Annotated in this window: 11 protein-coding genes and 2 pseudogenes; 4 read left to right on the forward strand and 9 right to left on the reverse strand. The window is 46.9% G+C overall.

Translation table 11 applies throughout. From position 1 onward, the window contains the following. Nucleotides 1-229 precede the first annotated feature (229 nt). From ACYRYG_RS02280 to ACYRYG_RS02315, 8 genes are all read right to left on the reverse strand, one after another. Complete coding sequence (locus ACYRYG_RS02280) at nt 230-394, reverse strand: hypothetical protein (RefSeq protein WP_460197484.1); 165 nt, start codon at nt 392-394, stop codon at nt 230-232. 102 nt (nt 395-496) lie between these two features. Then, on the reverse strand, nt 497-1,957 hold the full coding sequence (locus ACYRYG_RS02285) for a HAMP domain-containing sensor histidine kinase (RefSeq protein WP_293419413.1): 1,461 nt from the start codon (nt 1,955-1,957) through the stop codon (nt 497-499). Between the two features lie 15 nt (nt 1,958-1,972). Then, entirely contained in the window at nt 1,973-3,097 is a 1,125-nt protein-coding gene (locus ACYRYG_RS02290; protein WP_293419416.1) for a sensor protein KdpD, read from the reverse strand. An 18-nt stretch (nt 3,098-3,115) separates the two neighbouring features. Next, nucleotides 3,116-3,838 (reverse strand): hypothetical protein, encoded by a 723-nt coding sequence (locus tag ACYRYG_RS02295; RefSeq protein WP_460197486.1) that lies wholly within the window; start codon nt 3,836-3,838, stop codon nt 3,116-3,118. Nucleotides 3,839-3,850: 12 nt separating this feature from the next. Next, on the reverse strand, nt 3,851-4,432 hold the full coding sequence (locus ACYRYG_RS02300; RefSeq protein WP_293419422.1) for a K(+)-transporting ATPase subunit C: 582 nt from the start codon (nt 4,430-4,432) through the stop codon (nt 3,851-3,853). A gap of 16 nt (nt 4,433-4,448) precedes the next feature. Continuing rightward, nucleotides 4,449-6,482 carry a potassium-transporting ATPase subunit KdpB gene (kdpB, locus tag ACYRYG_RS02305; RefSeq protein WP_293419425.1) on the reverse strand — a complete coding sequence of 678 codons (2,034 nt, stop codon included), beginning with the start codon at nt 6,480-6,482 and terminating at the stop codon, nt 4,449-4,451. A 4-nt stretch (nt 6,483-6,486) separates the two neighbouring features. Beyond that, entirely contained in the window at nt 6,487-8,193 is a 1,707-nt protein-coding gene (gene kdpA, locus ACYRYG_RS02310; protein ID WP_460197604.1) for a potassium-transporting ATPase subunit KdpA, read from the reverse strand. Nucleotides 8,194-8,560: 367 nt separating this feature from the next. Continuing rightward, nucleotides 8,561-9,901 carry a sigma-54-dependent transcriptional regulator gene (locus ACYRYG_RS02315; protein ID WP_293419428.1) on the reverse strand — a complete coding sequence of 447 codons (1,341 nt, stop codon included), beginning with the start codon at nt 9,899-9,901 and terminating at the stop codon, nt 8,561-8,563. A gap of 187 nt (nt 9,902-10,088) precedes the next feature. Here ACYRYG_RS02315 and ACYRYG_RS02320 point away from each other — a divergent pair, with 187 nt between their 5' ends. The 4 genes and pseudogenes from ACYRYG_RS02320 to ACYRYG_RS02335 all read left to right on the forward strand — a co-directional run bounded on the left by ACYRYG_RS02320 (nt 10,089) and on the right by ACYRYG_RS02335 (nt 13,600). Further along, nucleotides 10,089-10,271 (forward strand): hypothetical protein, encoded by a 183-nt coding sequence (locus ACYRYG_RS02320; RefSeq protein ID WP_293433232.1) that lies wholly within the window; start codon nt 10,089-10,091, stop codon nt 10,269-10,271. 319 nt (nt 10,272-10,590) lie between these two features. After that, a pseudogene (locus ACYRYG_RS02325) lies at nt 10,591-10,722 on the forward strand (carbohydrate kinase); the annotation flags it as partial. After that, nucleotides 10,714-10,857 (forward strand): annotated as a pseudogene (locus ACYRYG_RS02330) (carbohydrate kinase); the annotation flags it as partial. The pseudogenes ACYRYG_RS02325 and ACYRYG_RS02330, both read left to right, overlap by 9 nt. A gap of 223 nt (nt 10,858-11,080) precedes the next feature. Beyond that, a complete protein-coding gene (locus tag ACYRYG_RS02335; RefSeq protein ID WP_460197488.1) occupies nt 11,081-13,600 on the forward strand; it encodes a glycoside hydrolase family 31 protein in 2,520 nt (839 codons plus the stop codon). 172 nt (nt 13,601-13,772) lie between these two features. Here the strand turns inward: ACYRYG_RS02335 and dapF are convergent, their stop codons facing one another. Then, entirely contained in the window at nt 13,773-14,642 is an 870-nt protein-coding gene (gene dapF, locus ACYRYG_RS02340; RefSeq protein ID WP_293423209.1) for a diaminopimelate epimerase, read from the reverse strand. Between the last annotated feature and the right edge of the window lie 88 nt (nt 14,643-14,730).

Consider the following 14,730-nt stretch of genomic DNA (forward strand, 5'->3'; position numbering starts at 1 on the left):
TCCCGCTCATCAAGATATACATGCAGGATACCGGTGTACACATTCTTTTTAGAGATCTTCAACTTCTCTTCTTCTACCTTTACAAGGTCAAACCAGTCAAGTATACCTTCCGGAAGAAGGAAACTTGAAAAGAACTCATAGGATTTATTGTTATTGTTGTTCATGGATGCAAAGATACGCTCTTTCTTGCATTCTACAACTTATAACTTCAACCTTTATCTTCTTATAGTCAACACGGATTTATACATGTGCCCCACTCGATACCCAGTGTTCCCCAACTGATTGTCATGGTGTTGACGCGGCCATCAGCCTTGGTGGTGAGCAATACGCCCTTATTTACCCCCTTCAGAATATAGCCGGCATAGTCCAATACATTAATTTCTTTTTTAGTCATAATAAACAGTAATATGGAATAGTTAAGGAAAAGAAGGAGCAAAATCCATGCCAGTTACCGAGATGCAGGTTGATTGACAGCCAATAAATTTATGTGATGTGCCTATGCCATTGCCAGGGAGATGATGAAACAACTGCCCTTGCCGATCTCGCTTTCCACATGAATGGTTCCTCCATGTGCTTCGACAAAATCACGTGATATGGCTAATCCGAGCCCGCTGCCTTGCACTTTTGTCCCGGGAACACGAAAGTAATGGTCGAAGATGCTCTCATGGTACCTTTTGTCTATTCCCTTTCCAAAGTCTCTGACATAGAGTTCGATATGCCGGTTATTTGTTGGCCGTGCTCCGATGATAACGCGGCCGTTTTCATAAGAATAGTGGATGGCATTGCTGACCAGATTTGTCAGTACCCATGCTATTTTCTCACTATCTACAAACAACTTTCCTATTTTCCCCTCGTCAGGATATTCTACTTCTATCTGGATTCCGAATTTTTCAGCCTGTACTCTGTTGGCTTTTATCGCATAATCGATCAACTCTATCGGTTTGGTAATTTTTGGCTTCAGTTGCAGTTTGCCACTTTCTACCTTAGTGATATTTAATAGTTCCCCTGTAATCTTCAGTAATCGTTCACTATTGTCCTTGATGCTTCCTGCAAGTTCTTTCTGCTCGCCGGAGAGTTTGCCTATTCGTTCATCCTCGAGCAGTTGGAGACTCATCATGATGGCAGAGATAGGAGTTTTCAGTTCATGTGAGATCGTAGAGATGAAGGTGGTCTTGGCGGCATTGAGCTCCTGATATTCCGTCACGTTCTGCAAGAGAATGACATAGCCCATGCGGAGGTTTTTATCCTTGTCCTGGGGGAGTTCAATATGCAGGTATTCTACTTTGAAATAACTTTCCTTGTCGTTGGTATAGATGCTTAACGGTGACTTCTTGGTTGATTGGGCATTACTGTTTTCCTCGACGATGCCACGTACAAGTTTCCTCAGCAAGTCATTGCTTATGGCTAAGTCTTCTGCTGACTGGCCGATCAGGGCATTACCGTTCAGGTTGAGTGTCTTCAAGGCCTCGTCATTGATGAAAAGTATCTTCATGTTATTGTCGAGGCCGATAATGGGTTCTTTCATGGAGTTGATCACTGTTTCAAGATAACGCTTGGATGCCATCAGGTCAGTGAGGGTGCTGTGATAATATTCTGAAAGGCGTTTGGCCATGATATTGAAATTGACCGATGCCTCATGCAGTTCGTGGCTGCCCTGGAGATCCAGTTTGACATCATAGTTCTTGTTGGCAATTTGCTGGATGGCATTGATGAGTTGCTTGACAGGTGCATTGATGGAATTAGGCACTTTGAAGAGCAGGAACAGTCCTATGCAAATACAGATTCCACCGATCACCAGTACCCAGAGCAATGCCCGGTCAAGGCCTATTCCGGCATTAGGGCTGTTGGGTTCTGTAGCGGTAAGTATCTGCAGGTAGACCACAGAAAGGGAAACCAGCAATATGATCATTGCTACCAGGGTGCCAATAGATAAGGTCAGTTTTGTCTTTATATTCATAAGATTCGTTTTAAATTATGCAATAATAACCAAATCAATTCTATTCAGAGACAAATAGTGCAGGAATTTACGATATTTTATAATATTCCAAAAAGAATTGGGTATTTTGAAAGAGGGTTGTCCCATACATACGTTGGTAATATCATATTTCCTGCAGATCTGGATGATCGCATCGGTTATATTGTTGGATACGACTTTCTCGACCTTTCCGCCAAGTTCTTCCACGAGTTCAAAGTGATGGATCAGATGTCTTTGGGAAGCAAGATCTATCTTCTCAGGAGTTTCCTTCCGGGTCTGCACATATAACGCGACGAAGGAGGAGTTGTAATGCCGTGCCAGGCGGTATGCCTTTCGGATGATATGCCTTGGTGTTCCTCTGTTGCTGCTGATGCAGGCCAATATTTTGTCACCTTTTATCCCGTAGGTCTCCGGTGACACGTTAGCCACCTGGTTCTCCACGCTTAATGCCACCTCCTTCAGTGCGAGCTCTCTAAGGCGCAGGATATGATCAGCCCTGAAGAAGTGATCCAGAGCCGTCTGGACTTTATTCATAGTATATATTTTCCCCGCTTTCAGACGGCTGATGAGTTCGTCAGAGGTAAGGTCAATGTTTACCACTTCATCTGCTTCCTGAATGACCTTGTCTGGTATCCGTTCCTGAACATCGATACCGGTGATCTTCCTGATTTCCTCTTTCAGGCTTTCGATATGCTGAATGTTCACGGCCGACAGAACATTGATCCCGGCATCAAGGAGTTCTTCTACATCCTGCCACCGTTTGGCGTTACGGCTGCCGCTCACATTACTATGTGCGAGCTCATCCACGATAACGAGTTCGGGATGTATCAGGAGGATGGAGTCAACATCCATTTCCTCTATCTCCTTACCTTTATAAAAGATCCTTTTCCTTGGAATTACGGGCAGTCCTTTCAGTAATCTTTCCGTATCCTGCCTGCCATGGGTCTCCACGTATCCGATCTGGACATCAATGCCGCTGTTCTGTATATCATGTGCGTCCTGGAGCATACGATAGGTCTTGCCTACGCCGGCAATCATACCGATGTAGAGTTTGAACTTACCCCTGCGGGATCGTTGTATGAGATCCAGAAAATGTCTGACATTGTCTTCTTTATTATTCATGTCTTGAGGTTTTTTAAATTAAGGATGGATAGTTACTCCGAATATTAAATAGGCTTTTCCGTTACTTGGATTAGCTGTTATTCCAGCAAAGACAGGTACAGTGAAGTCTTTTGTCATCTTAATGACCTTGACAGTCTGGAGAGAGAGGTTCGTTACCGCGAACCGATTCACCTTAGAGTAGAAGGTGGTCTGGAAAGGGACGAATCCGGCTGTGGCTGTCCAGTCACATTGCAACAGGTGAAAAGGACAGGACAGTTCGGCATAGGAAGAATAAGCCCTTTTTCCATTGCTTTTAAGGCCATCATTACCTGCAAAATTCGTATACCATTGGAAAGATATTGGATTAAAATGGTAACCGATATTTGCTTCAAACAAATGGTTTGTGGAATGGGCATTGTATCTGAAATATCTGCTGTCGGCATCAGGTCCTTTGTCATACCAGTAATCGATAATGCCGATATTGAATCGATTTAACGAATAGGCTGTGGTAACATCAAATTCTTTTGTATCATTGGTATTGGAAAGCCCCACATTACCCCATGCCGTCAGTGACAGTCCCTTGAAGATTATGCCTAAAGTTGGCTGGATGCTGACGTCTCCACAGTGCTGTCCGCGGAATATATACTGGTTCACGAAATCACAAGAGACCTTAGTGTCTAATTTCTCCTGCGCTTTTCCCTTCATTCCTCCTATAATTATCATCATCAGAAAGAGCCATAATCTCATAGATGTTCTATTCATTTTCTTTTTCTGTTATCTGGATCTTGTGTCTTTATCCAATGCAATATTCAGTTTGAGGACATTAATCTTCGCCGGTCCGAAGAGTCCGAGCAAGGGTCTTTCTATGACACTGTCTACAATAGCCTTCACTTTTGCCTGTTTCAGGTGGCGGGCTTCAGCCACACGCCTGATTTGCACATAGGCAGACTGGATCGTGATGTCCGGATCAAGTCCGGAGCCGCTTGCCGTGACCATCTCGGCAGGGACGTCCTTGCGCCGAAGGTATGGATGGTGTTTCATGAAGAAGGTGATGCGGTTATTTACTCCGGCAAGATATTGCTGGTTTGTCACACTCTTGTTGCTCCCGCCTGAACGGGTGGCATCGTATCCTTTGGCACCGGCATTTGATGGGCGTCCCCAGAAATACCGGTCACTGGTAAACAACTGGCCTACGTTTGCTGCGCCGACTACCTTGCCGTTGAGGGTCAGCAGCTTGGCGTCCCCATGGCCTGGACCGGCTGCCTTTGCGAACAGCCACAATAACAACACATAAAATACGCAGAAGAATGCGCAGAATACGATAGTAATCCTTATTGATTTCATAAAGTTATTCATAATGGTGTACTTATATTTAAAAGAATAGTCCTACGAACAGGTCGATGATCTTGATTCCCACGAATGGGGCGGCGATACCGCCAAGACCATAGATAAGCAGATTGCGGCGCAACAGGGCAGATGCACCTATTGGCCTGTATTTTACCCCCTTCAGGGCCAGTGGTATCAGTATGGGTATGATGATGGCATTGAATATCACCGCAGAGAGGATAGCACTCTCAGGACTGTGCAGTCCCATGATGTTGAGAGCTGACAATTCCGGGATAGACAACATGAAGAGGGCGGGGACGATGGCGAAGTATTTGGCCACATCATTGGCTATAGAGAAGGTGGTCAGTGTCCCGCGTGTCATCAACAGTTGCTTGCCGATCTCGACAATCTCTATCAGTTTGGTAGGATCATTATCCAGGTCTACCATGTTCCCGGCCTCCTTGGCAGCCTGCGTGCCGCTGTTCATCGCCACGCCCACGTCTGCTTGAGCCAGGGCCGGTGCATCATTCGTGCCGTCACCCATCATGGCAACCATTTTCCCGGAAGATTGCTCTTTCCTGATGTATTCCATCTTGTCTTCCGGCTTGGCCTCGGCGATGAAGTCGTCCACGCCTGCTTTCTGTGCGATATATTTTGCCGTCAGGGGATTGTCACCCGTCACCATAACCGTCTTCACACCCATTTTGCGGAGGCGCTGGAACCGCTCATTGATGCCGGGTTTGATGATGTCCTGAAGTTCGATGACGCCCATCACTTTCTTGTTGATGCTTACGACGAGTGGTGTCCCGCCGTTGCTGGTGATGACTTTGATGATCTGTCCGGTCTTTTCCGGGAAGGGATTGCCGGCATGGACCACAATTGTCCGGATTGCGTCAAAGGCGCCCTTTCGTATTTCCGTCCCGTCTCTCAGGTCAATACCTGAGCATTTGGTCTCTGCAGAGAATTTGATCATCCTGGCTCCTGTCGTATTCAGATTATGCATGCGTTGTCCCGTGGTCCTGCCCAACTCTATGATGGACTTTCCTTCAGGAGTGTCATCAGCCACAGAGGAAAGCATACAGGTTCTGATAAAATCTTCCTTGTTGATGCCGTCAGCGGGATAGAAGGCAGTGGCCTTGCGGTTGCCGATGGTTATGGTTCCGGTCTTGTCAAGCAGCAGCGTGTCTACGTCTCCGGCCGTCTCTACTGCTTTGCCGGATTTCGTGATCACGTTAGCTCCCAATGCCCTGTCCATGCCGGCGATGCCAATGGCAGAGAGCAGGCCGCCGATGGTCGTGGGGATCAGGCATACGAACAGGGAGAGGAATGCGGCGATGGTGATGACCGTGCCTGAGTAGTCGGCAAATGGCTTTAAGGTGATGCATACGATGATGAAAACCAAGGTGAACATAGCCAGCAATATCGTCAGGGCTATCTCATTAGGAGTTTTCTTGCGTGAGGCACCTTCTACCAGGGCTATCATTTTATCCAGAAAACTCTCTCCGGGTTGGGTGGTGACCTTTACGGAGATCTGGTCTGACAGGACTTTCGTACCGCCGGTTACCGAACTCTTGTCACCGCCTGCCTCGCGGATGACGGGTGCCGATTCTCCCGTGATGGCACTTTCGTCAATGGAGGCCAGACCTTCAATTATCTCGCCGTCTGCCGGGATCACATCGCCGGATTCGCAGAAGAAGGTATCGCCCTTTTTCAGTTGGGAACTGCTCACCATTTTAATGTTGCCGTCTACAAGCAGTTTGGCAGGTGTCTCCTCACGAGTCTTTCTGAGGCTGTCTGTCTGTGCCTTTCCTCTTGCCTCGGCGATTGCTTCGGCAAAGTTGGCAAACAGCAGCGTAATGAAGAGCACGACGAATACTACTGCGTTGTATGCAAATGAACCCTGGCTGCTGTTCGTAATGGAATAGAGCATGACGAAAAACATGATGAATGTGCATACCTCGACGGTAAACATGATAGGGTTCTTGATCAACAGCCGTGGATTAAGTTTGACAAACGACTGTTTTATACTTTCCTTGACTTGTTCTTTTCGGAACAACGACTGTTTTCTATTACTATTCATAACTTTATAAAGTTAAATGTTCTGCTATTGTACTTAATGCCTGTACCGGGAAGAAGGACAAGGCAGCAATGATGATGATGACTGCAAAGGTCATGATACCAAACGTAACGGTGTCCATGCGTAATGTGCCGTTGCTTTCAGGGATATATTTCTTGCCTGCGAGTGATCCCGCTATGGCCACTTGCCCGATGATCGGGATGAACCTCCCTAAGATCAGTACGAATCCACAAGCGATGTCCCAGAACCAGGTGTTGTCGCCCAGACCTTCGAATCCGGAACCGTTGTTGGCCGCTGATGATGTGAATTCATATAGCATCTCGCTCAGTCCATGGTAGCCGGGATTGTTCAGCCAGCCACCTTCACCGGCGACAAACTGTGGGGCATGGACGAACAGGTAGGCAGCGAGTGCTGTGCCTGTCAGAATCAGAAAGGGATGGAGCAGGGCTACCAGAGAGGCTATCTTCATCTCCTTCGCTTCAACTTTCTTACATAGAAATTCTGGCGTTCGACCGACCATCAGCCCACTGATGAATACGGTAATGATTATAAAGGTGAAGTAGTTCATCCAGCCTACGCCTACGCCTCCAAACCAGGTGTTGATCTGCATATTCAGCATTTCTACCATCCCGGAGAGGGGCATCATGGAATCATGCATGCCGTTTACCGAACCGTTGGATGTTGCCGTAGTGACTACACTCCATAGGGCTGTGGCTGCCGAGCCGAACCTCACTTCCTTGCCTTCCATTGAACCGTTGTCCTGGGCGATACCTAATGCACTGATACGTGGGTTCCCGCCAGTCTCCTGACGGACATTGACACCTATTCCGATGAGTAAGGCCACGAACATGACACCGAAGATGCTGTATCCTAACTTCCTCTTCTTGATATAGAAACCGAATGCAAATACCAGGGCCATCGGTATGATGAGGATAGAAGTACATTCTACAATGTTGCTGAGATAGGTGGGGTTCTCCAAAGGGTGGGATGAGTTGGAGCCAAAATAGCCTCCTCCGTTCGTCCCCAGTTGCTTAATGGGGACGATGGCTGCGACAGGACCCTGTGATATTTGCTGTGTCCTGCCTTCCATGGTTGTAATATCTTCCTTGCCCTTGAAGGTCATAGGGGTTCCCTCCAGAATCACTATGAACCCTACTATAAGCGATAGGGGCAGCAAGATGCGGGTGCAACTGAGCACGAGATATTTCCAGAAGTTGCCGATCGTCTTGGTGGTCTTTGCGGCCAGGGCTTTCATAATTCCTGCCATGGCTGCCATACCTGTAGCTGCGGTGACAAACTGGAACAGCATGACTACAAATAGTTGGGTGAAATAGGTCATTCCGGTTTCACCGCTGTAGTGCTGGAGGTTGCAGTTTACCATAAAACTGATGCAGGTATTGAATGCCTGATGGACATTCTGCCCCAGATTCCCATCGGGATTGAGCGGCAGAAAACCTTGTGATACTAATAGCAGCATACCCCATAGGAACCAGAACAGGTTGACCGTGAGAAGGGCTCTGAGAAACTGCTTCCAGTTCATCTCCTCATCAGGATTGATCCCGGATAACTTGAACATCACTCGCTCTACTGGTTTCATGAAATCCAGCAGGGTCTTGTGACCTTTGTAAACCTTGGCAATGTATTTCCCTAATGGAAAACTGATCGCCAGCATCAGTACGATCTGTAAGATAATACCGTAAATTTCGCTGTTCATCATCTGTGCAAATTAAAATTTTTCAGGCCGGATAATCACGTACATCATATAGATGAACATGATACAGCCTACAATAAATAAGAATGTGTACATACTCTTTCCCTCCTTTTTACATTTTATCAAACCACTCAATCAACTTGTAAAACAACAGAAAGCATAAGAGACCACTCAAGATGCAAACTGTAAACCCGATTGTAAAATGAAACATATTTTTTTGTCTTTAATTGATTAATATCTACAGGTGAGGTTACAACGACCGTGCCAAGTGGCACCTGATCGCTGTAACAGCAATAGTATCAATCAGTTAAAAATAAAGAAGGAAATCAGGGGAAAACAAAAACCCTTCCATTCTGGAAGGGTTGCCATGCTAATTTGAAAAAGAATTGTCAATATGATATTCTTCTATCTTGCGGTATAGAGTCGTAAGCCCAATTTTCAGCAATCGTGCCGCCTTGGTCTTATTCCCTTTGGCATACGCAAGGACTCTGGCAATATGCCGGCGTTCAACGGCAGCTAGATCCATCGTGTCAGCATGAGAGCCGTCACTATCCTGATAGACCTGTAGCTCCATCGGCAGGTCTTCCGAAGTCAGTTTGCCGTCACAGACGATACAGGAACGCTCAATGACGTTTTTCAACTCTCGTACATTTCCTCTCCATTCAGCTTTTCTTAGGGCATGGATAAAGGACGGACTGATACCCTCTATTTTCTTGTTCAATTTTTTGGAGTAGCGGGCAAGGAACAGTTTTGCCAGCGGGATAATGTCTTCCTGCCTCTCCCGCAAGGGGGGCAGGTGAATCTGGAATACAGACAGGCGATAAAATAAATCTTCCCGGAAATTGCCCTTGGCTATTTCTTTAGGTAAATCCTCATTGGTGGCGGATATGATCCTGACATCCACCTCTGTAGGGGTGGTACCACCGATCATGAAATATTCACCCGTTTCGAGTACTCTCAGGAGCTTGGCCTGCAGGTCGTAGGACATCTCGCCGATTTCGTCAAGGAAGAGTGTCCCGTGGTTGGCTATTTCAAAAAGTCCCTTCTTTTCCTTCATCGCTCCTGTGAAGGCCCCGGCTTTGTATCCGAATAATTCACTTTCCAGTAGATCCCTGCTGAAAGCGGAACAGTTGAGGGCTACAAAGGGGTATGCCCGGCGGTTGCTGCCACTGTGGATCGCCTGTGCAAAGACCTCTTTTCCTGTGCCGGTCTCCCCGGTCAGAAGTACCGAGACATCCGTAACTGCTACTTTCCTGGCCAGTTGAATGGAAGACTGGATACCTGGTGAACTGCCGATGATAGAATCAAAAGTGTAATTAGTAGTTTTCTTTTTCAGAGTTTGATGGTCCCCAGCCTTGTCCATGGCTCTGCTGATGATCGGTATGATCTTGTTATTATCATCTCCCTTGGTGATATAGTCGAAGGCGCCGTTCTTGATGGCTTTTACTCCGTCCTCTATGTTTCCATGTGCCGTGAGCATGACAATCTCGCTGTCGGGAGCACATTCTTTCATCTTCGGAAGCAGCTCCACGCCATTACCGTCAGGAAGGAATACATCGCAAAGTACAACTTGCGGATGATTCTTCTTCAGTTGTGACATGCCGGTATGGAAATCCTCGGCTTGAAATACTTCATAGCCTTCAAGTTCCATCATCTTTGCCAATAGCTTGCGTATGATCGGCTCATCATCTATGATCAGCAGTTTGCTCATTCTTTTATTATACTATTTATATCTGTTGTGGCTGTCTGCGCAACTGGTCTTCGCAGATGATCGTTTCAGTTGCCTCTCTGTTGATGATCTCTGGCATCCAGAGTGACATAGCTGCTTTTGCCGACAAAGATAACTATAATTACTCTGATTTCTGTTGTTTCTCTGTAAAAATAAATTAGTTTAATGAATGGTATATGATCTTTGCGACAAGAAATTGTGGAAAAGGAGTGGCCTTGGATTAGGAATCCTGCATATTCATCGTTGGGCGCGATGCACCATTGGGATGATCTGTATGCACCATTGGGGTACTCTGTATGCACCATTGAGGTACTCTGTATGCACCATTGAGGTGCTCTGTATGTACCATTGAGGTGCTCTGTATGTACCATTGAGGTGATCATTGATTATGGTCTGAAAGTCAGGTGACTATGGTCGTAACTTTAATACAGATGTCCTTCTTCAATCCAATTGAAATAGAGCTGTTAGATTCAGGTAATGTTAATTTCTTCAGGGAAATCCTTGCATATTCCAGGAATTTTAGCGAATATTGCATAGCTGATAGGCATTCGGATGATCCTGTGTTTCCCCTTGTGGTTAAGGGGCAAGAAGAGGGTAAGGGAGATAAATCTCAGTTCCTGCCTTCCTGGTTTTGCGCCGGGCATCCGCCATTAATAAATGACGACATTAAAATGAATAAGACCATAGTTGGTATTGGAGAAGCCTTGTGGGATGTTTTTCCTGGAGGCAAGAAATTAGGCGGAGCTCCTGCAAATTTTGCATTTCATGTCTTTCAGTTTGTGTTGGCTACCTTGGCTGTCAGTGTTGCAGCAATCCTTCATGGTACGTCTGTAACTGAGGCTCATCGATTAGCGGTTGACGTAAGTGCGTATGTATGTACACAGGATGGAGCCATGCCTCTATTACCTGAAGAACTTACTGAAAGGGTGAAAGGATAAGGGTGGGATTCCAATTTTTTTTTTTGCGGGCGTCTAGAATTTGTGACTGGATTTGAAATATTTTTTGTTCTGTAGGAAGAAAGTGACAGGTCTTGACAAAATGTCCTTCATGGGTAATAAAAAAGAAAAAAGAAGTTTCTTAATACAAAAAAAACTTTTATCTTTGCAATCAGAATGTACCTTATAACTAACCAACCAATAATTATTATAAAAATTACACTTGATGAAAAAAACACTATTAGCTTGTCTTATTTTGCTGCTTTCCGCCGGGAGTGCTTCTGCACAGGAATCGGCCAATGTGGCCTATAAGGACAATTCCGTGAGATTTACCGTGATTTCCGACGGGACACTCCGCATGGAGTATTCTCCTGACGGGAAATTTACCGACAACCGATCCTTCGTGGCTGTGGACCGACAATACCCGTCAGTGAGGTACAGGGTGAAACAGAGTAAAAGCAAGGTGGTTATCCAGACGGATGACCTGACCCTGACTTATAAGAAAAACAGTGGAAAGTTTGCCCCGTCCAACCTGTCCGTGGTTTCAGCCAGGAAGTTCTTCAAGTTTGCCTGGAAGCCGGGGATGGCCCAGAAGGGGAATCTTCTGGGCACTTACCGTACGCTGGATGGTTGTGACGGTGACATGCATGGGAAGGATAAACTGCAGCTCGAACAGGGGCTCCTGGCCACTGACGGCTGGACGATGATCGATGACTCGAAGGATTTTTTGTTTGATAACTCCAGCTGGCCCTGGGTGGAGAAGCGTAGGGGCGGTGATTCCCAGGACTGGTATTTCATGGCCTACGGGCATAATTATAAAAAGGCGCTGAAGGACTTTACGCTTTTCGCTGGAAAGGTCCCCATGCCTCCTAAGTATGCCTTCGGCTACTGGTGGTCACGCTACTGGAGTTATTCGGATGACGAACTGCGGGATATGGTCGGTAAATTCAAGACATACAATATCCCCCTTGACGTGCTGGTGATCGACATGGACTGGCATTATACCGAGCCGGGTAAAGGCGGCTGGACGGGATGGACGTGGAACCGGAAACTGTTCCCTGATCCCCCGAAACTGCTGGACTACCTCCATTCCAATCAACTGGACGTAACCCTCAACCTGCATCCTGCGGAAGGCATTGCCCCATACGAGGAGCAGTATCCGCAAATAGCCAGAGACATGGGTATTGATCCTGCGTCCAAGCAGACCATTCCCTGGGTAGCTTCCGACAAGAAACTGATGACGAATGTTTTCAAGGATATTCTGGATCCGATGCACCGCCAGGGGGTGAGCTTCTGGTGGCTGGACTGGCAGCAGTGGCCCTATGATAAGCAGGTGGACAGCCTGAGCAATACGTGGTGGCTGAACTACGTGTTCTTCACCCATAGCCAGCGAGAGGGCCAGGACCGTCCGATGCTTTACCACCGCTGGGGCGGACTGGGGAACCACCGCTATCAGATCGGCTTCTCGGGAGATACGCGGATCTCATGGAAGTCACTGGACTTCCAGCCTTATTTCAATTCCACGGCATCCAATGTCCTCTATGGCTACTGGAGTCATGATATAGGGGGGCACATGGGAGCAGACCATATCAATCCGGAGCTGTTTGCCCGGTGGATGCAGTTCGGTGCCGTGAGTGCGATCATGCGTACGCATACCACCAAGAACGGCAACCTGCGCAAGGAACCCTGGGTGTTCAACGATACCATCTTCAGCGTGCTCCGTAATACGATCATCCAGCGCTACAGGATGAATCCTTACATCTATACGATGGCGCGGAAGACTTACGATACGGGCATATCCCTCTGTCGTCCGATGTATTATGATTATCCTGAGAACAGGGAAGCATACGACTTCAAGGATGAATATATGTTCGGTGATGACATGCTGGTGGCGCCGATCACGGCCCCGATGAAAGACGGCTATGCCACTGAGAAGGTGTGGCTGCCTGCGGGCAATGACTGGTATGAATGGGAGACGGGCACTCTGCTGAAGGGCGGCCAGACCGTGACCCGCTATTTTAAGATAGATGAATATCCGATCTATATCAAGGCGGGGGCCATACTGCCTTTCCTGGGACATGTGAAGAACCTCAAGGGCATGGATGACGACATTTACGTCAACATCTTCCCCGGGGCTGAAGAAGGATCGTTCTCCCTCTATGAAGACAACGGCAATGACAAGGACTATGCTACTGATTATGCACGTATTCCGCTGAGTTACCGTTATAATGGCAACCGGCTCACGGTGACGATCGGGGCACGCAAGGGCCAGTACAGGGAAATGCCCTCGGAGAGGCAGTTCTATGTATGCGTCAACTGTAAGGAGGCTCCCGAGAGTGTTACCGTGGGAGGAGAAAAAGCGGACTATTCTTACTGCGGGGACAGCCTGAAACTGACGGTGAAGGTGCCGGTGACCTCGTGCTCGGCAGAGAAACAGGTGGTCATCACCTATCCCCAGGGGCCAGCCCCTGACCTGGATGGTTTCATCGGGACGTCCCACAGGCTGCGAGATGCGGTCGTAGGACTGAAGTACAAGAATGCCGGCATCGTACTGAATGACGGTCTGGGCACGATGGCTTCCACGGGGATGAGCCTTACCTACTATCCTGAGAAGTTTGATGTCCTCATACAGGCCTTCAATGACAACCTGAAGAACCTGCCGGCGATCCTGAAAGACCAGAAGTTGAGCGATGCAGACTGCCAGTGGTTCCTCCACGAGGTGCTGGGGCCTGAGGCAGTTAAATGACGGTTGCTATAAAAATAGATGAAAAGAGAGGGTGTGTCAATACATCCTCTCTTTTTGAAACTATGTGTAATACCTTAAATCTTGATATTTTTGCTGCTTGATTCCGCAGACAGTTTTCACTAGGCTAAGATAAAAAGATGATTTATGGTTATCATCATAGATAAGAGAATCCTTAATTCTTACCAAATTCCTCAGTCAGCTCATTGCTGAGTACTCCCTGGCAGATTTGCCTTACCTGTCCGGTCATCCTTACTTCCCAGTCCTTGCTGATCTGTATGTTCAGGTTTCCTCCCAGGCATCTGATGAGAACCTCGTTGTCAACCAGTCCCTTCTTATGCAATACGCACGCTACGGCACATGATGAAGTGCCTGAGGCCAGCGTGAAGCCAGCTCCCCGTTCCCAGATGAGGATACGAGCCTCATGGCGGTTAATGACCTTTGCAAACTGTACATTGATCCTGTTGGGGAACATGGGGTAATGTTCTATCATCGGGCCAACTTTCTTGATTTCATCAATGTCCAGTTGTTCTCTAATGATCACGCAGTGAGGATTGCCCATGGAAACACAATTTGCCAGATATTTTGTTCCATTTACAGTGATGGTTTCGTCATTCACCTCTGCTGCCGGGAATTTTGTGGGTATCAGTGCAGAACGGAATTCTGCTTTCCCCATATCGACGGTAATCAGTACGGCCTTGTTATTTTCAACCTCAACGATATTCGCTTTTACGATTCCGCCTTTAGTCTCGACGGTAAACTGATGTTTGCGGGTAAAACCGTAATCAAATATATATTTACAGAAGATCCGCAGACCATTACCGCTCTTTTCCGCTTCAGACCCGTCCGGGTTAAAAATCCTCAGACCAGCATCCGCTTTATCCGTTTCTACTTTGAGCAGGATACCGTCAGATCCAATGCCATAATTCACATTACAAATTTTCTTGACTACAGAAGGAGTCAGCGTAAAGGTAATATTCTTGCTGTCCAAAACAATATATTCATTGCCCAGACCTTGCGTCTTAACAAAAAAGTTCTTTTCCATATTGGTATATTTTAAGAATACAAATTTACATCGTTTTTCTGATATATTATATGGAAAAACCTTAAAAAGCGGGTTCAGGCACAACGAT

This window comes from Segatella asaccharophila, from assembly GCF_054687055.1.